Annotated in this window: 21 protein-coding genes; all 21 read right to left on the minus strand. The window is 44.0% G+C overall.

Translation table 11 applies throughout. From position 1 onward, the window contains the following. Positions 1 to 24 precede the first annotated feature (24 nt). The 21 genes from BUC17_RS00705 to hisG all read right to left on the minus strand — a co-directional run bounded on the left by BUC17_RS00705 (position 25) and on the right by hisG (position 21,650). Complete coding sequence (locus tag BUC17_RS00705; protein WP_073360422.1) at positions 25 to 681, minus strand: CoA transferase subunit B; 657 nt, start codon at positions 679 to 681, stop codon at positions 25 to 27. A 105-nt stretch (positions 682 to 786) separates the two neighbouring features. Beyond that, on the minus strand, positions 787 to 1,485 hold the full coding sequence (locus BUC17_RS00710) for a CoA transferase subunit A (RefSeq protein WP_073360424.1): 699 nt from the start codon (positions 1,483 to 1,485) through the stop codon (positions 787 to 789). Between the two features lie 176 nt (positions 1,486 to 1,661). Then, entirely contained in the window at positions 1,662 to 3,986 is a 2,325-nt protein-coding gene (locus tag BUC17_RS00715; RefSeq protein ID WP_073360426.1) for a penicillin-binding protein 1A, read from the minus strand. A 2-nt stretch (positions 3,987 to 3,988) separates the two neighbouring features. Further along, positions 3,989 to 4,474, minus strand: a complete 486-nt coding sequence (locus BUC17_RS00720; RefSeq protein ID WP_073360428.1) for a gliding motility lipoprotein GldH — start codon at positions 4,472 to 4,474, stop codon at positions 3,989 to 3,991. Then, positions 4,458 to 5,873 (minus strand): PSP1 domain-containing protein, encoded by a 1,416-nt coding sequence (locus BUC17_RS00725; RefSeq protein WP_073360430.1) that lies wholly within the window; start codon positions 5,871 to 5,873, stop codon positions 4,458 to 4,460. The genes BUC17_RS00720 and BUC17_RS00725 overlap by 17 nt, the downstream gene beginning before the upstream one ends. A gap of 172 nt (positions 5,874 to 6,045) precedes the next feature. After that, positions 6,046 to 7,410, minus strand: coding sequence for an oxygen-dependent tRNA uridine(34) hydroxylase TrhO (gene trhO / locus BUC17_RS00730; RefSeq protein ID WP_073360432.1), 1,365 nt, complete (start codon positions 7,408 to 7,410; stop codon positions 6,046 to 6,048). Positions 7,411 to 7,737: 327 nt separating this feature from the next. Further along, positions 7,738 to 8,148: a BrxA/BrxB family bacilliredoxin gene (locus BUC17_RS00740; RefSeq protein WP_073360436.1), complete on the minus strand. Its 411-nt coding sequence runs from the start codon at positions 8,146 to 8,148 to the stop codon at positions 7,738 to 7,740. Positions 8,149 to 8,233: 85 nt separating this feature from the next. Then, a complete protein-coding gene (gene trpA / locus BUC17_RS00745; protein WP_073360438.1) occupies positions 8,234 to 9,022 on the minus strand; it encodes a tryptophan synthase subunit alpha in 789 nt (262 codons plus the stop codon). After that, entirely contained in the window at positions 9,012 to 10,826 is a 1,815-nt protein-coding gene (trpB, locus tag BUC17_RS00750; protein ID WP_073360440.1) for a tryptophan synthase subunit beta, read from the minus strand. The genes trpA and trpB overlap by 11 nt, the downstream gene beginning before the upstream one ends. Next, positions 10,823 to 11,608: an indole-3-glycerol phosphate synthase TrpC gene (locus BUC17_RS00755; RefSeq protein WP_073360442.1), complete on the minus strand. Its 786-nt coding sequence runs from the start codon at positions 11,606 to 11,608 to the stop codon at positions 10,823 to 10,825. Before BUC17_RS00755 ends, trpB begins: the two co-directional genes overlap by 4 nt. Further along, positions 11,605 to 12,597 carry an anthranilate phosphoribosyltransferase gene (gene trpD, locus BUC17_RS00760; protein WP_073360444.1) on the minus strand — a complete coding sequence of 331 codons (993 nt, stop codon included), beginning with the start codon at positions 12,595 to 12,597 and terminating at the stop codon, positions 11,605 to 11,607. The genes BUC17_RS00755 and trpD overlap by 4 nt, the downstream gene beginning before the upstream one ends. Positions 12,598 to 12,601: 4 nt before the next feature. After that, positions 12,602 to 13,168, minus strand: coding sequence for an anthranilate synthase component II (locus BUC17_RS00765; RefSeq protein WP_073360446.1), 567 nt, complete (start codon positions 13,166 to 13,168; stop codon positions 12,602 to 12,604). Continuing rightward, on the minus strand, positions 13,165 to 14,562 hold the full coding sequence (locus BUC17_RS00770) for an anthranilate synthase component I family protein (RefSeq protein WP_073360448.1): 1,398 nt from the start codon (positions 14,560 to 14,562) through the stop codon (positions 13,165 to 13,167). The genes BUC17_RS00765 and BUC17_RS00770 overlap by 4 nt, the downstream gene beginning before the upstream one ends. Before the next feature lie 219 nt (positions 14,563 to 14,781). Then, entirely contained in the window at positions 14,782 to 15,381 is a 600-nt protein-coding gene (gene hisIE / locus BUC17_RS00775; protein WP_073360450.1) for a bifunctional phosphoribosyl-AMP cyclohydrolase/phosphoribosyl-ATP diphosphatase HisIE, read from the minus strand. Next, positions 15,363 to 16,130 (minus strand): imidazole glycerol phosphate synthase subunit HisF, encoded by a 768-nt coding sequence (gene hisF, locus BUC17_RS00780; RefSeq protein WP_073360452.1) that lies wholly within the window; start codon positions 16,128 to 16,130, stop codon positions 15,363 to 15,365. The genes hisIE and hisF overlap by 19 nt, the downstream gene beginning before the upstream one ends. Beyond that, entirely contained in the window at positions 16,124 to 16,837 is a 714-nt protein-coding gene (gene hisA / locus BUC17_RS00785; RefSeq protein WP_073360453.1) for a 1-(5-phosphoribosyl)-5-[(5-phosphoribosylamino)methylideneamino]imidazole-4-carboxamide isomerase, read from the minus strand. The genes hisF and hisA overlap by 7 nt, the downstream gene beginning before the upstream one ends. Then, a complete protein-coding gene (hisH, locus tag BUC17_RS00790) occupies positions 16,834 to 17,412 on the minus strand; it encodes an imidazole glycerol phosphate synthase subunit HisH (RefSeq protein WP_073360455.1) in 579 nt (192 codons plus the stop codon). Before hisH ends, hisA begins: the two co-directional genes overlap by 4 nt. Beyond that, on the minus strand, positions 17,409 to 18,500 hold the full coding sequence (gene hisB / locus BUC17_RS00795; RefSeq protein WP_073360457.1) for a bifunctional histidinol-phosphatase/imidazoleglycerol-phosphate dehydratase HisB: 1,092 nt from the start codon (positions 18,498 to 18,500) through the stop codon (positions 17,409 to 17,411). The genes hisH and hisB overlap by 4 nt, the downstream gene beginning before the upstream one ends. Continuing rightward, complete coding sequence (gene hisC / locus BUC17_RS00800) at positions 18,497 to 19,498, minus strand: histidinol-phosphate transaminase (RefSeq protein ID WP_073360459.1); 1,002 nt, start codon at positions 19,496 to 19,498, stop codon at positions 18,497 to 18,499. Before hisC ends, hisB begins: the two co-directional genes overlap by 4 nt. Further along, positions 19,495 to 20,781 carry a histidinol dehydrogenase gene (gene hisD / locus BUC17_RS00805; protein ID WP_073360461.1) on the minus strand — a complete coding sequence of 429 codons (1,287 nt, stop codon included), beginning with the start codon at positions 20,779 to 20,781 and terminating at the stop codon, positions 19,495 to 19,497. Before hisD ends, hisC begins: the two co-directional genes overlap by 4 nt. An 11-nt stretch (positions 20,782 to 20,792) precedes the next feature. Then, complete coding sequence (hisG, locus tag BUC17_RS00810; protein WP_073360463.1) at positions 20,793 to 21,650, minus strand: ATP phosphoribosyltransferase; 858 nt, start codon at positions 21,648 to 21,650, stop codon at positions 20,793 to 20,795. Between the last annotated feature and the right edge of the window lie 56 nt (positions 21,651 to 21,706).

Here is a 21,706-nt window from a genome sequence, read left to right on the forward strand (position 1 = left end):
TTGACTCATCGGCATATTGACTAATTAAAAAACCATCTCCGGCACTTCGCCATCAATGATTAATTCCGCTTCGGTCGCTTGAATGATTTCATCTACGCTTACGCCGGGAGCGCGTTCCAACAATTTGAAACCGTTGGGAGTGACTTCCAGTACAGCCAATTCAGTTACGACTTTTTTCACACAGCCGACACCGGTTAGGGGTAAGGTACATTTTTTCAAAATCTTACTTTCCCCTGCCTTGTTCACGTGCATCATAGCGACAATGATGTTTTCGGCAGAGGCCACCAAGTCCATCGCGCCCCCCATTCCTTTTACCATTTTACCTGGGATTTTCCAGTTGGCAATATCTCCGTTTTCGGCTACTTCCATGGCACCCAAAATGGTTAAGTCCACTTTTTGTGCGCGAATCATTCCGAAACTGAAAGCCGAGTCAAAGAAACTCGCCCCCGGTAAGGTCGTGATGGTTTGTTTACCTGCGTTGATGATGTCGGCATCTTCTTCGCCTTCAAAGGGAAACGGACCCATACCGAGTACGCCGTTCTCCGATTGAAATTCGACCGAAATATCGGTGCGAACATAGTTTGCGACTAGGGTTGGAATCCCAATGCCGAGATTCACGTAATAGCCGTCTTGTACTTCTTTTGCAATGCGTTTTGCAATTTGGTTTTTATCTAAAGCCATAGTTGATGTGTCGATGTGTCAATGTGTCAATGAGTCGATGAGTCGATGTGTCAATGAGTCAATTTCACTAGTATTGTCTCATTGCCGTATTGTCACATTGGCTAATTATTTCTGCCTAACCGTTCGTTGTTCAATTCGTTTTTCAAATTTTTCACCTTGGAAAATACGTTGTACCATGATGCCTGGAATATGAATTTCGTTGGGGTCAAGGGTTCCCGCGGGGACTAATTCTTCCACTTCTGCGATGGTGATTTTGGCCCCTCCAGCCATGACGGCATTAAAGTTTCGGGCGGTTCCTTTGAAAATAAGGTTCCCCGCTTCGTCGCCCTTCCAAGCCTTTACGATGGAAAAATCGGCTTTGTAGGCCAATTCCATAACGTGCATTTTCCCGTTGAATTCACGGGTTTCTTTACCTTCTGCCACTTCCGTACCGTAGCCTGCTGGCGTGAAGAAGGCTGGAATTCCGGCTTGTGCGGCACGGCATTTTTCGGCAAGAGTACCTTGAGGAGTGAGTTCGACTTCGAGTTCGCCCGACAACATTTGACGTTCAAATTCGGCATTTTCACCTACATAGGACGAAATCATTTTTTTGATTTGGCGTTTTTGAAGCAACAGTCCAAGGCCAAAATCGTCCACGCCCGCATTGTTGGAAATACAAGTCAGGTTGGTTGTTCCTTTTTGTACCAATTCGGCAATACTATTCTCGGGAATACCACAAAGTCCGAAGCCGCCCAACATGATCGTCATGCCGTCTTCGATGCCTTGAAGGGCTTCGGTAACCGAGTTTACTTTTTTATTAATCATGAAGAAAAATCGTTGGTTTGTGGCGTAAATTTAGGAAATAAAGCCCAAGAATGGGGGAAAGCGCCATAAAAAAATCCTGCCCAATTTTGAGCAGGATTTGGTATTTAGCCCTGATGGAAGCGGCATCCCCGTAACGAAGTGGAGGGATACAGCGGACAGCAGGAAATAGCTCCTAATTAAATCCCATTAAATTCATCCAAGTTTTGATCGTCAACAGGATCCACAGCGGTGGAATCATCGGGTGTTGAAGAACTACGCGGACTCCAACAGTCCACTTTGATATTGAATCCTTCGGGTTTTATGAATTCGTCTTTGGAGACTTGTAAGTCGGGATCTTCGTAGCATTTTTCCATAAAGTACCCCCAAATCGGTAAGGCTGCTGTTGCTCCTTGACCGTAGGTGATGCTTTTGAAACGGGCCGATCGGTCTTCACAACCTACCCAAACGCCGGTGGCTAAGTTGGGTACCATTCCAATAAACCAACCATCGGATTGATTTTGTGAAGTTCCTGTTTTCCCCGCAATAGGGTTCGTAAACATGTAGGGATATCCCGTCCAACGCGTGTCGCCACTACCGCCGGATTGGGTTCGTAAACGCACACCCGAACCTTCATCGGTTACGCCTTCTAATAATTTGATTACCGCAAATGCAATGTCTTTATTTAACACATCGTGTGATTCAGGGACGGGTTCGTAAATTACAGCCCCATTTTTATCTTCGATACGTTGGATAAATTGCGGTTTGATGTAAACCCCTTGATTGGCAAAGGTTGAATAGGCCGCCACCATATCTTGTACGGTAATATCTACTGCCCCCAGCGCAATCGAGGGTTGCATGGGGATTTCGGTGGTTACGCCTAGTTTTTTGGTGAGTTCAACTACAGGTTCGGGACCGGTTTTGTCAATCAACTTCGCCGATACGGTATTGATGGAATAGGCCAGCGCTTTCTTCAAGGTCACCATGCCTCGGTATTGGTGGTCGGAGTTGCGCGGTTCCCAATCCTCGGTCACATTGTGTTTTCCTTTTCGAATCATAAACGGCCCGTCGATGATGGTATCACAAGGCGACATGCCCAATTGTTCGATGGCTGTAGCATAGACAAAGGGCTTGAAGGTCGAACCCACTTGGCGGGCGCCTTGCCCTACGTGGTCGTATTGAAAATATTTGTAATTGATACCGCCCACCCAAGCTTTGATGTGCCCTGTTTGGGGTTCCATCGCCATCATACCGGCTTGCAAGAAATGTTTGTAATACCGAATAGAATCCAAAGGTGTCATTAGGGTATCACGTTCTCCCTGCCAGGTAAAGATGGTCATTTTGGTTTTTTTCTTGAACGAAGCTATAATTTCCTCATCCGTTTTTTCATCAGCTTTCAGGATACGCCAACGTTCGGAATTACGCATGGCTTGGTTGATGATTTTGTCGGTTTCGGCGGGAGTGATGTTCACAAATGGCGCATTTTTGTTTTCTTTTTGTTGTAAAAAGAATTCCTCTTGTAAATTTTTCATGTGCTCCCGAACGGCCTCTTCGGCATGTTCCTGCATTTTGGAGTCGAGTGTGGTGTAGATTTTTAACCCGTCGCCGTAAATGTCATATTCTTCATCGTCACGTTTGTGTTCTTTCACCCAATTTTTCATATAATCCCGAAGGTATTCACGAAAATAGGTAGCTAAGCCTTCGTAGTGACTTTCGGGACGAAAATCGAGTTTGATGGGCTGTTTTTCCAATAGATTTTTCGCCGCAGTTTCGAGTTTTTTATTGCGAACCATTTGCCCCAATACCACATTTCTTCGTTTTAAAGAGCGCTCAGGAAAACGTTTTGGGTTGAATCGCGACGGATTGGTAAGCATCCCTACCAGTGTAGCACTTTCGTTGATGGTAAGGTCTTTGGGTTCTTTGTTAAAATAGACTTTTGCAGCCGAACGAATACCCACGGCACCGTTCACAAAATCGACTTGATTAAAGTACAAAGCGATGATTTCATCTTTGGTATACTGGCGCTCTAAACGTACAGCAATGATCCATTCTTTGGCTTTTTGAACCACACGGAATGGTAAAAATTTAGACCCTTCACCATGAAACAATAACTTGGCCAACTGTTGGGTAATCGTACTGGCTCCTCCGTTGGCTCCCAATCGTGCCGCTGCGCCAAAAGTTCGCTTGGCATCGATACCCGAATGCTCGTAAAAACGTTCATCTTCTGTGGACACCAAGGCATCTACTAAATGTTTTGGGAGGTCTTTGTATTTTACAGCCGTTCGGTTTTCATTGTAAAATTTCCCCAACACCACGCCATCGCTTGAAATGATTTCTGTGGCTAAGTTGGAGTTTGGATTCTCCAAGTCTTCAAAAGAAGGCATGGCACCAAAAAGGCCCCACGAGGCAAAAAGAAAAAACAAGAATACACTCCCTAGTGTGTAAAAAAACAAACGCCAAAACTTTTTTTGGTAGTACTTGATGTCTTTTGTGACAGGCTGGGGTTTCGGGGATTGATTTGCCATAATTATTCGGTCGTTTCTATTCTAAATCCAACTTCCGTAATGCCGTTTAAACGCTCAACGCCGGGGACTTTTCCCGTTTCTCGTAAGGCATGTTGAATATGTACTTTATAGTTTCCTTTTTGATCAAAAGTGAACTTCTCTTTGTAAAAAAGCTTATTTTCTTTGACATCGCTAAAACCATCGCCCATCAAACTTCCATCGGGATGTGCCATTTTGTATTCTAGGGTGTCTACCAACACTTTTCGATTGGGTTGTTCGAGTGAAACAATCACAAAAAGATTGTCAAACGGATAGTCTTTGTTGTCGCGGATATTTAAAAACAAGTTGTATTTTTTATCTGCCTCCAACTTCGGTAAATTGAAATGCACAATACTGTCTTTGTGCCATGCATTGCCCACCGATTTGTATTCGTCAAATACACCGTTTTTGTCGCACGACGCGCAACATATCAATAGCCCTAAAAAGAGTAAACTAGTTCGTACCTTCATTGTTTTTGCTCTCATTCGAATTGCCACGATTTCTGTTTCCGGGACGTTTTTTGTTCCGTTTGTTCCGATTGTTTGCGCGTTGTTCGCCAGTATTGGGTTGCCCTTGTGTTTGAGGTGCAGAACTGTCTTTAGGCTGGCCCTGTTGTTGCGCCGGACGGTTTTGGGGGTTGCGTTGCGGCTGCGTGTTGCGTTGCCCTGCGTTTTTATCCGGACTCACCGCACGGGGTTGGCCTTCTACTACAGCACCTTCTCGGCCTTTTCCTTTATTTCGATTTTTGCTCTTGCTACGATTTTTCTTTTTGGGTTGGTCAAATCGGGTGATGCTTTCTTGACCGACCACATTATTGTATGTTTTTTCAACTTCTTGCTCTACTTCAACGGTGTAATCTTCTAAGGATGTTGCGAGCCCGCCCTCTTTATTCAAGGCAATAATTTCTTTCACTTGTTCGGTACTCAACACATGCCAAGCCGCAAAATTATCGGTATAGGCATACCACATCAACCCTTTGAAAATATCTTGTTTTTGACAAACCGCATCGCCTTTTTCCGTTTTCAATTTGGTTTCGTAATCAGGGAAGTCACGCAAAGCATCCATGTAGGTGTCCAATTCAAAATTAAGACAACATTTCAATTTACCACACTGTCCAGCCAATTTCTGCGGGTTCAACGACAATTGTTGGTAGCGTGCCGCCGAAGTATTCACACTGCGGAAATCGGTCAACCAGGTCGAACAACATAATTCGCGTCCACAAGAGCCAATGCCCCCCAAGCGCGAAGCCTCTTGACGAAAACCGACTTGCTTCATTTCGATACGAATCTTAAACTCCGAAGCGTAATCCTTAATCAATTGACGGAAATCCACGCGATCACTAGCGGTATAGTAAAATGTTGCTTTGGAACCGTCGCCTTGGAATTCAATATCCGAAATTTTCATTTCCAAATTCAGACGAATCGCCAATTCACGCGCGCGAACCTTCATCGGCTCCTCGCGATCGCGGGCGGCACTCCAAATATCAATGTCTTTTTGGGATGCTTTTCGGTACACTTTTAGCACCTCTGCCGAATGGTGATCGACCCCCTTTTTTTTCATTTGAATTTTAACCAACTCCCCCGTCAAGGTCACAATACCTACATCATGCCCCGGAGACGCCTCCGTAGCTACAATGTCGCCGATGCTTAACGTTAGTTTTTCTGTGTTGCGGTAAAATTCTTTACGCCCGTTTTTGAAACGAACTTCCACACAGTCAAATGGAGCTTCCCCAGAAGGCAAACTCATGTTGGCTAACCAATCAAATACTGTAAGTTTGTTGCAGCTATTGGCGCCGCAAGTGCCATTATTTCCACATCCTTTGGCTCCGTCACTTTTTGACGAACCACAGGAACAGTTTGTACATGCCATAAGAAAATATATATTGATCGTCGACAGTAATCCATCGACTACGTTTACCCTAAACGATTTGTTGGTAAAGATAGTATTTTTTCAATTATGGAAAATGCAAAAAAGGGGGAAGCTGTGGAAAACAAAATCGCCTGACTTCCAGCGAAATCAGGCGAAAAAGTAAGCTATTTTTTTAATTTAAAATCAAATACACTTTGTCGGATAAGCGTACCCGTGACGGAACTGCAAACGTGACTTTGTCGCCCGCCTGCGCTTTGTCGCCCAACACTCCATTGACGTGAAGGGTTTCCAGCGTGAGTTCCATTTCGCCCGTGGTCGGTCCTACAATAAGGAGGCGATCACCTTTTTGCAGTGCGCCATTTTGCATTTCTACCAAACCGATACCGGCTTTTACGTAGTAATGCGCCACTTTGCCCAAAAGTGTTTTTTTCACCCGACGTTTCGGGCTAATTTTTTGGCGAATGTCCGTTGTCGCTTTAGCGAGCGGTACTTCCGGTAATTCCCCCGAATGCTTGAATTTTAGTTTTTCCGATTTCCCTTTGCGGAAGACTTTGTTGCCCACTTGGATTCCTTTGCGCAATTTTACTTGCTCTGCCAAAGGAAGGTGAATGATGTCCAGGCATTCTTGCGAACAACAATTTTCCATCGCAGCCTTGCATTCTTCACATTGAATAAATAACAAGTGACAGCCGTCGTTTACGCAATTAGTATGATCGTCACACGGTTTCCCGCATTGGTGACATTGTGCGATAATATCATCGGTGATGCGCTCGCCCAAACGATGGTCAAACACAAAGTTCTTTCCGATGAATTTACTTTCCAGTCCTTCTTCTTTGATTTGTTTGGCGTAGTTAATAATGCCGCCTTCCAACTGGAATACATTTTTAAAACCTTGATGCTTGTAGTACGCACTCGCTTTTTCACAACGAATACCGCCCGTGCAATACATCACCAGGTTTTTACTTTCTTTAAAATCTTTTAATTGCTCGTTGATAATCGGCAACGATTCGCGAAAGGTTTCCACATCAGGCGTAATCGCACCTTTAAAATGGCCCACTTCACTCTCATAATGATTGCGGAAATCGACCACTATCGTATTCGGATCGTCCAAAATCGCATTGAATTCACGGGCATTCAAGTGCACACCTTTATTGGTTACATCAAAAGTAGCGTCGTTGAGTCCGTCGGCTACAATTTTGTGTCTCACTTTTATCGTCAACTTCAAAAACGAGAAATCATCGTGCTCCACGGCCACATTCAACCGAATCCCACGCATAAAATCATAAGCTTCTAAGGTTTCCCGAAAGGCCTCAAAATGTTCGGCAGGAACACTCATCTGCGCATTAATTCCTTCGTGAGCCACATAAATACGACCGAGCGCATCAAGGGCATTCCAGGCTAAAAATAAATCGTCGCGAAATTGTTGAGGGTTTTCGATTTTGGCGTACGCATAGAAAGATAATGTCAACCGTTGTTGACCCGCTTCTTCGATTAATTGAGCTCTTTCCTCTGCGCTTAATGTGTTGTACAGTTGCATGCTATAAACGTATTAAGGGAGTTAAACGAATTCACAATGGCGGAATTCGAGGGCAAAGGTATTGTTTTATTTGAATTTTCCAACTTTGGGCGCATCCCTAAAGGGTCGGGCTATCCGCTACAATCTTTTGGGAAACCCAAAAGGATTTTCGCTCCTATCCCTTGCGCGAAGTGCTATAAAGAAGCCCTTTTTGAAAATGGAAATCCGTTTTCCATAGTATCATTTGATAGTATCAAAAGTACAAATTGTTTAGATATAGCTCCTTATTTTCCATAAAAAAACCCCCAACGGTGAAGCATTGAGGGTTGTTTTTAATTTTTTAGTCGCTTAGCAGAATTCGCTGTAAGCATCTTTTAAGTTTTCAGCAATCATCTCAGCCGGACGCCCTTCAATGTGGTGACGTTCCAACATGTGAACCAATTCCCCGTCTTTGAACAATGCCATACTTGGCGAAGAAGGAGGGAATGGGAACATGTGTTGACGTGCCGCATCCACCGCTTCGCGATCAACACCTGCAAAAACCGTAATCAAATGATCGGGTTTTTTGTCGCCATCCAAACTCATTTTTGCTCCTGGACGGGCATTACGAGCCGCACAACCACAAACAGAGTTCACCACCACCAACGTGGTTCCGTTTTGTTTAATTGCATTTTCTACCGCATCGGCAGTATATAAGTTTTGAAAACCAGCGTCTGTCAATTCCGCACGCATGGGGTTTACCATTTCTTCTGGATACATAATCGTTTAATTTGAAATTAATGTAATTGGCTTTTCAGCAGTACAAAGATAAATCAAAATTTACAACACAAATGAAAAGGAAATCCTAAAGAATCAGTTCTTTATTTCGAAATTGATTCAAAAAAGGAACGAGTTTTTCCCAATCCCCTTCTTGCGCTTGCAACTGTTTGATGAAAGCACTCCCCACTATGGCACCCCGACTGTAGGTTGTGGCCAACTCAAAAGTTTCCCGATTGTGAATACCAAATCCGATTAAACATGGATTTCGCAACTGCATCGCAGCAATTCGTTCAAAATAGGCTGTTTGTGCAGTCAAACTTGCTTCACTTCCCGTAATGCTATTGGAGGCAACTTGATACATAAATCCTTCACTCAACCGATCGATCTCGCGAATGCGCGCTTCAGCGGTTTCGGGTGTAATCAGGAAAATCGGAGCGATACCCAAGCGCTCGTAGTGAATTTTCAAGTTTTTTTCAAAATAATCTAAGGGCAAATCGGGGAGCAATACACCATCGACACCTACTTGGGCACATGCTTCCAAAAAAGCAATTTCTCCCATTTGCAATACCGGATTCAAATACCCCATCAACACCACAGGAATCGTTACTCGATCGCGTAAGTTCTTTAATTGCTCAAATAAAACGGAGAGTGTCATTCCATTTTCAATGGCTTGCGAGCTGCTCGCTTGAATTAAAGGGCCGTCCGCCAGGGGATCAGAAAACGGGAAGCCAATCTCGAGACTGTCCACGCCTTGTTGTTCCAAAAATTCGGCCAAAGGGATAGTCGCGTCAAGCGTTGGAAAGCCTGCCGTATAATAAATGGAAAGTAAGGGTTTTGATCCCTTTTCCATCAGGGTTTGAAGTCTATTTTTCATGTGCTAGAAAGGGTATTAATGTGGCTAAATCTTTATCGCCGCGACCGGATAAATTCACGACTACAATTTCGTCGGGTTGTAATTGCATCTTCGGTAAGTAAGCCAATGCATGCGCCGATTCAAGGGCCGGTAAAATACCATCCAACCGTGCCAATTGCAAGGCTGCTGCCACGGCTTCTTCATCGGTGACAGAAACCACTTTGGCTAGTCCCGTGGCACTCAAATGCGCATGTACAGGACCAATTCCCGGATAATCCAATCCCGCCGAAATGGAATGGGGTTCGACAATTTGTCCATCATCGGTTTGAATTAAAAAGGTCTTACTCCCATGAATAATCCCTTTTTTCCCTAAAGCAATTGTAGCGGCAGTTTTTCCTGAATCAACACCCAATCCGCCCGCTTCTACCGCAATCAATTGGGTCTTGGGATTTCCAATAAAATGATAAAAAGCACCAATGGCATTGCTTCCGCCGCCTAAACAGGCGATTAAATAATCGGGTGCTGCTTGACCGGTTTCTTGTTTCAATTGCACCTGAATTTCTTCACTAATCACCGATTGAAATCGAGCCACCATGTCGGGATAGGGATGCGGTCCTACGGCCGAACCAATGACATAATAGGTGTCCACAGGATTGTTAATCCAAGCGCGAATGGCTTCGTTAGTGGCATCTTTGAGGGTCCGACTGCCACTCGTTGCAGGGACGATTTTTGCTCCCATCAAACGCATACGTTCCACATTGGGCTGTTGCCGCTGGATGTCGATTTCGCCCATATAAATTGTACATTCCATACCCAATAGTGCACAGGCTGTAGCCGTAGCAACACCGTGTTGTCCCGCACCGGTTTCGGCAATAATGCGTTTTTTTTGTAATCGTTTGGCCAACAATACTTGGCCAATAGCATTGTTGATTTTGTGCGCGCCTGTATGATTCAAATCCTCCCGTTTCAGGTAAATTTTCCCTCCGAAGTGCGCTGATAAATTTTTGGAGAAAAACAGCGGCGTAGGACGACCTACATAGGATTTTAACAAGTCTTGAAATTCCCGCTGAAATTCTGGATCGTGCAAATGAAACAAATACTGATCTTGCAATTCCTTGACATTGGGATACAACATTTCTGGAACAAAAGCGCCCCCAAATTCGCCATAATAACCCGCTGCATCGGGTTGGATACCCGAGTTTGTTTTTCGTGTTAATGCCAATACTTCAGCCACTAAATCCAAATTTTTGTGGTGATTTTCCTTTTCCAATTTACTATTACAATCCAGGATTTCTACCTTGGGAATTGGAGAATTTAAAAAGGTTTTTACTTCGACCACACCCAAACCACCACTTAATATTAGAGGTGTGTCAAAGGGATAATCGTTGAGTATTTCCCATGGAAACGATTGTCCGCTTCCCCCATAGTTGGGCGTTGCCGTGTCAAACAAAAAGTAGTCACAATAAGGAAGATAATCGCTTAATTGTGAAAAATCAAAACCATCATCTACACCAAACGCTTTGATGATTCGCATTCCTTTTGCTTTCAAAAAGGCGCAATCTTCAGGGGTTTCCTCTCCGTGCAACTGAATGTAGTCGAAGGCGAATTGGGTTTGAATAGATATAATGTGGTCCCGATCTTCATTGACAAAAACCCCTACTTTTTGGGTCGATTTTGGGAGATTGGCAATTCCTTTGGGATCGAAATTCGTTCCGACATACCGTTTTGATTTGGGATAAAAAATAAATCCCACAAGGTCTGGTTGCTCAGTAACTACTGCGGCTATATTTGCGGGGTCAAACAGCCCACATATTTTAATTTTCATCGTAAGTTGTGTATAAATTGTTGGCAATATTCTGCTGGATTTTCCTGTTTCATAAACTGTTCCCCGATTAAAAAACCATGGAATCCGTGTTGTTGTAAATAGCGAAGGGTTTCTTCAGCATCAATACCACTTTCTGCAATTTTGAGGCATTTTTCGGGAATTTTTTTTCCAAGAGCGATGCTGTGATGGAGGGCAACTTCAAACGAATTGAGATTGCGGTTATTAATCCCCACCATATCGACCAACTCTGGATTGATTTTTTCAAGTTCTTCTTCCTGATGCAGTTCGAGCAATACTTCGAGACCCAATTGATGTGCTTCCGCTGTTAAACGTTCCAAGGCTTCTCCCGATAAAATTCTGGCAATTAACAGGATGGCATCGGCCCCCATGGCTTTGGATTCCCAAAGTTGGATTTCGTCCAAAATGAAATCTTTACGCAACAGCGGAATGGGGTTGTTTGCACGTGCTACAGCAAAATCGTTGGGCTGCGCTCCAAAAAAAGGCGCATCCGTCAATACGGAAATTCCTGCAACGAGTCCAGCAGTATAGCCTGTAGTGATCGCTTCCACATCGGCATGGGCATGGATGACACCTTTTGAGGGGGATTGGCGTTTAAATTCGGCAATAATCCCGCCGGTAACTGAGTTTTCAATGCTCTTTTTCAAAGATCGCGTGGCACTATTGAACAACGGTTGTTCTTCAAAAAAACGGTTTGAAAAATGGGTTTTCAAATAGGCAATTTCTTGCTTTTTACTTTGTACAATGGTATCTAGTAGGTTCATGCGATTGATTTTAACTGGTTGAGTACATTGGCTGCTTTCAAATTCAGGAGGGATTCGTTTGCGATTTGATAAGCCGTTTCAAAAGTATATTCGGGATAATAGGTGAGTAAGGCCATCGCCGCATTGGAACAAACCACACGATTTTGTTCAGGGGTGCCTTTGCCTTTCAAAATTTGGGTAAAAATATGGGCCGCTTCGGCGACTGTTTTTCCACCATCCAACGCGTCTAAGGCAACGGGTTCCAGGTGCAAGTTTTCAGCCGTAATAAAGGACTCGCCTTTTGGATGAATGACTTTCACCGTATCGGTTAAGGTAATTTCATCACAACCGCTTAATCCATAAAGAATGCGGTATTGCACGCCTTCTTCTTGTAAAATGTAATGGTACATTCGCGCCAATTCTAAATTAAAAACACCTGTCATTTGTACTTTGGGCTGCGCCGGATTAACCAAAGGGCCAAGTTTGTTAAATAAGGTTTTAAGGCCAAGTTCTTTTCGAATGGCGCCAACATTTTTTAAAGCCGGATGAAATAAGGGCGCATGCAGAAAGGTTAAGTTGGTAGTAGCCAATTGCTCCTCAATGATTTTAGGATCCGTGGGGAAAGTCACACCCAATTCCTCCAAAACATTGGAAGATCCCGAGATGGAAGACACCCCATAGTTTCCATGTTTGGCTACGGGTACGCCAGCGCCAGCGACAACAAATGCAGTTAAGGTAGAAATATTAAAGGTGTTTTTGCCATCACCGCCTGTACCACAAACATCCATAGGGTGGTAGGCCGAAAGGTCAATGCGGTCACATTGGGAGATCAATGCTTCGCGAAATCCAATGAGTTCGGGCAACGTAATCGCACGCATATTAAAAACAGTCATGAAGGCTGCAATTTGTGTCGGATTGACTGTTCCAGAAGTAAGGGTAAGCATGGCTTCTTTAGCGGCTTCGCGACTTAGGGTTTGGTGCGTAAATAAATAATCCAGTAACGTTTTCATAAGTTTAATTTTTAATCCAATTGGAAATAAGGGTTTTACCGTGTTCGGTGAGAATGGATTCGGGATGAAATTGAACGCCCCGCCAAGGGAACCCTTTATGTTTGATTGCCATAATGTTGTGTTGTTCATCAAAAGCCAATACGTCAAGGGAATTGGGGACACTATCTTCAGCGACCACCCAAGAATGGTAATGGCCAATTTGGAATGTTTTGGGTGTAGTTTCAAAAAGGGAATCGGTTTGTGTTTGAACCAATGCTGAGCTAACGCCATGCAACGGGGCGGTTAATTGCTGGAGTCGCGCTCCCGAAAATTCAGCAATCGCCTGATGTCCTAAACAAACACCCAATACCGATGTGTGGGGGGCAACACGTTCCAAAACTTCCATCATTTTTCCCGCTTCGGAGGGAATACCTGGGCCTGGAGAAAGTAAAATATGACTGTACTGGTGCAACGTTTCCAAGTCGACCTGATCATTTTTGACTACCGTAAGGGGTGCTTTGGTCGTTTCGCGAATAAGCGCTACAAGGTTGTATACAAACGAATCGTAATTGTCGATGACTAATAGTTTCATAGGGCAAATTGGGTAGCTTTTTGAATGGCAGTACGCACCGCATTCAGTTTATGATTAACTTCTTGTAATTCCATTTGGGGATCGGAATGAATGACCACACCACAGCCCGCTTGATAGGTTAGCGTGTTGTTCCGACTCACGATCGATCGAATAAAAATGGCGTGATTTAAGGTCCCGTCGAGTCCAAGTACACCTACCGTTCCGCCATAAAATCCGCGGGAATTGGGTTCTAATTCGTCGATAAGTTCCATAGCACGGTGTTTGGGTGCTCCCGATAATGTTCCCGCAGGATAGGTGGCTCCCAAAACTGCTAAGGGTTGGTAATCGGGGGCTAATTGACCACTAACTTCTGAGGTCATGTGAATCACATGAGAATAGAATTCAATGGATTTATACCGGTCGACTTGTACGTTGGAGCACTGTTTATGTAAATCGTTTCGCGCCAAATCGACCAGCATGGTATGTTCCGCATTTTCCTTCGGATCTTCTCGTAAGGCACTTGCTAATTTTTGGTCTTCCTCAGGATTACCTGTTCGACGAAACGTTCCCGCAATAGGAAATACGGTTGCTTTTTGCTGTTGAATGGTCAATTGGGCTTCAGGTGAGGATCCCATTATTTTAAACGAACCGTAATCAAAGTAGAACAAATACGGCGAGGGATTTACCGATCGTAATGCGCGGTAGACATTAAAATCATCGCCTTGAAACGCTTGTTCAAACTGACGTGAAAGCACAATCTGAAAAACATCACCGCGGTAACAATGCGCTTTTCCTTTTTCGATAGTGGTTAAAAAGGCTTCGTCGGTTCCATTGGACTGTTCTTCGCCGACTGTTCGAAAGGGAAAAGTGGCCACCGTGGGATTAACCAATAATTCTTGTAAAGCATCCAATTCGGAGGGACTGTTTTCTAAACGATTTTCAACGAAGTACAACACATTTTTGAAATGGTCAAAAACCAAAAGGAAACGGAACAGTTGGTAGTGAATAAGCGGAACATCCATCGGGGGATGTTGAAATTGTATGGGTTCAAAAAGAGGAATCGCATCATACGCCGTGTAGCCAAATAACCCTTGGGTGGTAAATGCATAGGTATTGGGTTCTACGACAAATTGGGCACAAAAATCATGTAACGCGTCACTTACGGATGTGTTTTGCGTGGTAAAACACTGTGTTGCGCCGTCGGGGAATTGGATGTTGATTTCGTTTAAATCCGCTTCAAATTGCGCCATGGGTAGCAAACACAAGTACGATAAACTGTTTTCACGACGTTGGTATTCCGAACTTTCCAGCAACAAACTGTTGGGAAAACGGTCACGTAATTTTAGGTATAAGGCTACCGGTGTATGTAAATCACCCGGCGCCGTTCGGACTTCGGTGGTTAAATTATAAGCCATAAAAAAGGAAAAGTTAGGGAATAAAAAAACCCGCCTGGAAAGGCGGGTTAAGCTGTTATTGAAGAAAATACACCAATAGCATTACCATCGCAATCCAGAAACGGAGTACGGGTTGTGCCACCAATTAGTATTTTGATTGTTGCAATTCATGTTGACAAAAGTATAAAAGTTGATTTTATTTTTCTCTTAAAAAAATTCAAAAAGTTATAATTAGTTGTTTTATTGCGCTTTAGATTGGTTTCTTTGGTGTAAAACAGCCGTAATTTCTTTCAACGTTACGTTTTGATTGTTCAATAAAAGCAGCAAATGGAAGAGCAAATCGGCCGTTTCTTCTTTGAAACGATCGGAATTGTTTTGCAACGCTTCAATCACGGTTTCAACCGCTTCTTCTCCCACTTTTTGGGCAATTTTTGCGGTTCCTTTTTGAGTCAATCGCCATACATATGAATCTTCATTAGCAGAAGTTAAGCGTTCTTGAATTAGATTTTCTAAACCACCTAAAAAACCAAGTTCAGGGGCATTTTCAAAGCAAGAGGCAGCGCCAGTGTGGCAAGTGGGGCCGTCGGGGATGACTTGAAATAAAATAGCATCTTGATCACAATCGACGGCATAGGACGTCCAACGCAAATAGTTGCCCGAAGTCGCGCCTTTCGTCCAGAGTTCATTTCGGCTCCGACTAAAAAAGGTAATCGTTTGGGATTGTTTGGTCAACGTAAAAGCTTCTCGGTTCATGTAGCCGAGCATCAGTACTTTTCCCGTCAGCGCATTTTGAATAATGGCGGGAAGGAGTTGGGTATCATTTATAAATTGGGGTTCCATCGTACCGGTATTTTTTGAGTGTATAATTCGTTTTTAATGGCTGCTATCGCTACTTTTTCCGTGTGAAAAATTCCGGCAGCCAAGGCTCCTGTGGCTTCGGTTTCTTTAAAAAGATGACTAAAATCTTCCACCGTTCCCGCACCACCAGAACCAATTACAGGAATGGAAAGCGCCTGACTAATTTTCTGTGTTAGTGAAATTGCAAATCCAGTTTGTGCGCCATCTTGGTTCATGGAGGTGAGTAAAATTTCTCCCGCACCCAAGCGTTCCGCTTCCAAGGCCCAGTTGAGCGCTTCGTGATGGGTTGCTTTTTTGCCTCCATGTGAAAAAACACAATCGACACCGTTTACCGTTTTCACATCAATGGCCACTACGACACATTGGTTGCCAAAGGCTGCTGCCAATTCCGTGATTAATTCGGGGCGTTCCAATGCTGCCGAATTGATACTGATTTTATCAGCGCCCGATCGCAAGAGTTTTTTGGCATCATTTACTGAACGAATACCACCGCCTACAGTGAAGGGTATTTGAATTGTAGCGGCAATATTCCGAACTAATTCCGACAGTGTAGCGCGCTCTTCAAGCGTAGCACTGATGTCCAAAAAAACCAATTCATCAGCGCCTTCTGCATCATAGCGTTGTGCCAAGGCAATCGGGTCGCCCATGTCACGCAACCCTTCAAAACCAATGCCTTTTACCACGCGACCGCCTTGGATATCTAGGCAGGGAATAATTCGTTTTTTTAACATGATTGGAGCAGTTTATGTAAATCCATTAATCCTTCATACAAGGCCTTTCCGATGATGGTTCCCGCACAACCGATTTCACGAAGCGTTTCCACATCTGCATACGAACTTACCCCACCACTAGCAATAAGTTCGATGGGATATTCGGCCAAAATTTTTTGATACAACGCCACAGATGGTCCGCTAAGCATCCCGTCTTTGGCAATATCGGTCACCATAAATTGTCGAAAACCACAAGCGCTGTACGATGCAATAAAATTGAACACCGAATGGTCGGTTTGGGTAAGCCATCCATGAGTGGCAATTTGTTCTCCTCGAACATCCGCGCCTAAAATAAATCGTTCGTAGCCATACGTTGCGCCCCATTCTTGTACCCATTCGGGTTGGTTGACTGCAATACTTCCTAAAGTGACTTGCTGTGCACCCGCATCCAACACTTTTTTCAAATCGGTTTCGGTTTTAATTCCTCCACCAAAATCAAGGATGAGCTGTGTGTGTTTCGCAATTTTTTCCAAAACCTCAAGATGCACCACCGATTGCGACTTAGCCCCATCCAAATCGACAAGATGCAAATGGGTAGCGCCACAACGTTCAAAAATGAGTGCTTGTTCTAAAGGATCGGAAGCATAGACCGTTTTTTGGTGATAATCCCCTTGTGCTAACCGCACACAGCAGCCTCCTTGTAAATCAATAGCGGGTATAATTTTCATAATGCTAAAAAGTTTTGAAGGAGCTGTTGCCCCCATTTTCCTGATTTTTCGGGGTGAAATTGTACCCCATAAAAGTTGTTTTTGGCCAAAGCCACACTAAACGAGGCACCGTATTCACAAGTCGCCAACGTACTTTCTCCCAATGTAGCGGCATAGCTGTGTACAAAGTAGAAATCGGCTTCTTGGGGAATTTCTTCAAACAGCTTTGAGGGTTTGTACTGCACACTATTCCAACCCATGTGCGGAATTTTCAAATGCCCACTAAGTTTTTTTACGGTTACATCAAAAACACCTAAACCGCTCACCTGACCTTCTTCTGTGAATTCCGTTAACAGTTGCATTCCCAAACAAATGCCCAACACGGGACATGTAAGTTCGCGAATCACCGTATCTAATCCGTTTTCTTTGAGAAATGCCATCGCGGGAGCGGCATGACCCACACCCGGAATAATCACTTTTTCCGCTTGGCGCAACAACGCAGGGTCGGCTGTACATAGTACCGTATAGCCCAATCGTTCAATAGCGTTTTGCAACGAATGCAAATTGCCTGCTTGGTAGTCGAGTAAGGTAATCATAGGAGTCCTTTGGTACTAGGTAATTGATTTTGTGCGTTTTTTTGCACCGCGCTTTTTAGTGATCGGGCAAACGATTTAAAAATGGATTCAATCTTGTGGTGTTCATTTTTGCCTTTGGCTTTCACATAAAGATTGCAACGGGCTCCATCACAAAAGGATTTGAAAAAGTGGTCAAACATTTCTGTGGGCATATCGCCTATGGTTTCTCGCTTGAATTTTGCATTCCAATTTAAAGCACTTCTTCCGCCAAAATCAAGGGCAGTAACCGCTATACAATCGTCCATGGGAAGCATAAAACCATAGCGTTCAATGCCGCGTTTGGTTCCCAAAGCTTTATCGATAGCAGTTCCTAGTACAATACCAACATCTTCAATGGTGTGGTGTTCATCGACGTCCAAATCACCTTGTACCGAAATCCGTAAGTCGAGTCCGCCGTGACGTGCAATTTGTTCGAGCATGTGGTCAAAAAATCGCAAGCCCGTCTGAATTTCCGCTTTCCCTGAACCTTCCAAGGTGAGTTCCACTTCAATTTGGGTTTCCTTGGTGGTTCGTTTTACAAGCGTGCTTCTTTTTTGTTGGGACAAATAGGTATATATCGATTCCCAATTCGGCGCTGTGAATGTGGCTGCATCATTGGATTCCGTTTGAAGCAAAATAGACTGACAGCCGAGGTTTTGTGCCAATTGGACATCGGTCAATCGATCGCCAATGACCCATGAATTTATAAGGTCAAAGGTGCCGTTGAGGTAGGATTTGAGCATGCCAATCCCAGGTTTTCGGGTGGGAGCATTGTCTTCGGGAAAGGAGCGGTCGATGCAAATTTCGCGAAAGCGGATGCCTTCATTTTCAAAAGCTTGAACCATTTTGTTTTGGGCAGGCCAAAAGGTTTCTTCGGGAAAAGAAGCGGTTCCTAAACCGTCTTGATTGGTCACCAGTACCAATTCATAATCCATTTCGCGAACAATTTTTCCTAAGTAGGTGAAAACACCCGGAAGAAATTCCAGTTTTTCTAAACTATCCACTTGGAAATCGAGGGGAGGTTCTTGAATTAAGGTCCCATCACGGTCGATAAAGAGTATTTTTTTCATTGGAATTCGGCTAATGTTTTAAGGAGTAATTCATTTTCTTGTGGGGTTCCCACGGTAATTCGTAAGGTGTTTGGAACGTCCTTGCTTCGGTTGCGAACGATGAGGTTTCGGCCGGTTAAAAAAGCATAGATTCGGTCGGCTTCGGTCATTTCCACCAAAATAAAATTGGTTACGGACGGAAAAATGCGACGAACCGATGGATTCTTTTTTAAGCCTTCAACCAACTTATCTCGTTCTTTCACTAGGGTTTCAATAGCTGTCGCATCCCAATTTTGAAGGGCTTGAAGCGCGAGTTCTTGGTTGGTTTGACTTATATTGTATGGGGGTTTGATTTTTTTTAAAACCGCAATAATCTCAGGATGTGCGATACCCATTCCCATTCGTAAACCCGCAAGACCTTTGGCTTTGCTTAAGGTTTGGGCGATGATGAGGTTGGGGTAGTTTTGAAGGAGTTCATTTTTGGAGTTGCTGGGACTAAAATCAATATAGGCTTCGTCCAAAAAGACAATTCCTTGAAAATTTTGAAGAAGAATTTCAATGTTTTCCAATTCATTTCCTGTTGGATTGTTGGGCGAACACAAATACAAAATTTTCGCTTTTTGGGCTAAAATTTGGGGAATATCCAATTGAAAGTCCCCAGTCAACGGAATGCGAATACATTCCAAATTATTGATTTTGGCGTACACCTCGTACATGCCGTAAGTGGGTGGACAAACGATGATGCTATCGGTTCCAGGGATTCCAAAAGCACGTTGTACTAAATCAATAATTTCATCGCTGCCATTGCCAAGAATCAATTGATTTTCAGCACATCCAATTTGCGCAGCAAGAACGGATTGCACTGCTTTTGCCTCAGGGTCGGGATAACGATTGTACTTTCCTTCTGGAAATTCATTGGCATCCAAGAAAATTCCTGTCGTACCCGTATATTCTTCACGTGCACTGGAATACGGGGTGAGTTGGGCAATATTGGGACGAATAAGGGCTAATGGATTCATGAGTTGTTCTTTTTAATTCGGAGCGAAACGGCATTTTTGTGGGCGAAAAGTCCTTCGGCTTCGGCGAGTATTTCGAGGGTCGGACCCAAATCAAGCAATCCTTCTTCAGTGATTTCTTGAAAGGTTATTTTTTTGATAAAACTATCCAAAGACACACCACTGTAGGCTTTGGCATAGCCGCTGGTAGGTAACGTGTGATTGGTGCCGCTAGCGTAATCGCCTGCGGTTTCACAACTGTAGGTTCCTAAAAAGACCGATCCCGCAGCGGTGATTTTTGACGACCAATCTGAGGCATTTTCCAAGGCCACAATCAAGTGTTCAGGGGCATAGGCATTGCTAAAGGCAAAACAATCGTCCAAGCTTGGAAGTGCGATAGCATAACTGCTTAGCAAGGCTTGTTGCGCGATTTTTTTTCGCGGTAATTTTTCCAACTGCCGCTCAACTGCTGCTAGGATGCACTGGAGTTGTTCAGGGGCATCGCTCAGCACGACGACTTGACTGTCGGCATCGTGTTCGGCTTGCGCCAATAAATCGGCTGCGACAAATTCGGGATTACTATTTGCATCAGCAATAATCAACACTTCACTAGGTCCGGCAGGTAAATCAATGGCTACTTGCAGTTGCTGTGCATAGGCTTTGGCAGCCGTCACGTATTTGTTACCTGGACCAAAAATCTTATCGACTTTGGGGAGTGTCTGGCTGCCAAAAGTCATTCCTGCAATGGCTTGAATGCCACCCACTTTGTACAATTCTGTAATTCCAGCCACTTGGGCAGCATACAGAATGGCAGGATTAATTTCTCCTAGTGCATTTGGAGGCGTACAGAGAATGCGATTGGGGCAACCCGCAATTTGAGCTGGAATTCCCAACATCAATACGGTAGAAAATAGGGGCGCGGTTCCACCCGGAATGTACAATCCCACGGTTTCAATTGGGCGACTTTCTCTCCAGCAGGTGACTCCCGGCGACGTGGTGATGCGTAGGATGGGTTCCCGCTGACTTTCATGAAAACGGCGAATTTGATGGGCCGCACGATCAATGGCTTGTTTTAGTTCAGGAGCGATTTGCGATGCCGCTTTTTGCATCTCTTCAGGCGAAACACGAAGATTTTCTCCTTCAAAACCATCAAAAAGTTGGGTGTATTTTGCAATGGCTTGGTCGCCTTTTTTTTGAACATCTGTAAAAATGGTGCGAACGGTTTCTTCCAGATTCAAACCCGTTGGAACCTGACGTGAGGTGATTTTTTGTTGCGCTTCGCTGTTTGGAAAAAGGATGTAGTTCATAGTTGTACGTTTTAAGCGACCATTTGATCCATCGGAATGACTAGAATTCCTTCGGCTCCGGCCTTTTTTAATTGTTCAATAATGCTCCATGATTCTTTTTCTGAAAGTACGGCATGGATGCTGCTCCAACCTGAAAGCGCAAGTGGCATTACGGTTGGCGATTTGATTCCAGGTAAAAGTTGAATGATGGTATCCAGCTGTTCGTTGGGCGCATTCAAAAGAATGTACTTGTTCGCTTTGGCTTGTTGGCAGGCGTCAATTCGAAAGAGTAAATTGTCAACTAATTCCTGTTGTTCTGCAGACAAATTGGGATTGGCGATGAGTACCGCTTGGCTGGAACAAACGGTGGCGACTTCTTTCAATCCGTTCATCAACAAAGTACTTCCCGTGCTTACAATATCAAAAACGGCATCAGCTAGACCAATTCCGGGAGCGATTTCAACACTTCCGCTGATGGGTTCGAGAATTATTGGAATATTTTTTTTAGCAAAAAAACGACTTAGCACACCGGGGTAACTCGTTGCAATTTTTTTGGAAGCGAAATAGGATAAGTCCGTGTAGTTTTCTTCTTTAGGAATAGCAAGCGCCATACGGCATTTGGCAAAACCAAGCGGCTTGAGAATGGTGACATTTTTATTTTGTTCCCAGACTTCGTTTTCACCCAAAATACCCAAATCGGCAACACCTTGTTCAACATATTGCGGAATATCATCATCGCGCAAGAAGAGGATTTCGATGGGGTAATTGGAAGCCACCGCTTTTAATTTACGTTCGCCGTTACTGAGTTGAATCCCGCAAGATTCGAGTAATTGAATGGACTTCTCACTGAGGCGTCCTGATTTTTGAAGGGCAATTTTGATACTTTTCATTTTGATTAAAAATGACTGAGTATACCGGGAGGAAAGGAAATAAAAAAACCGCCTGA

The organism is Flavobacterium fontis (assembly GCF_900129405.1).
Lineage (GTDB): Bacteria > Bacteroidota > Bacteroidia > Flavobacteriales > Flavobacteriaceae > Flavobacterium > Flavobacterium fontis.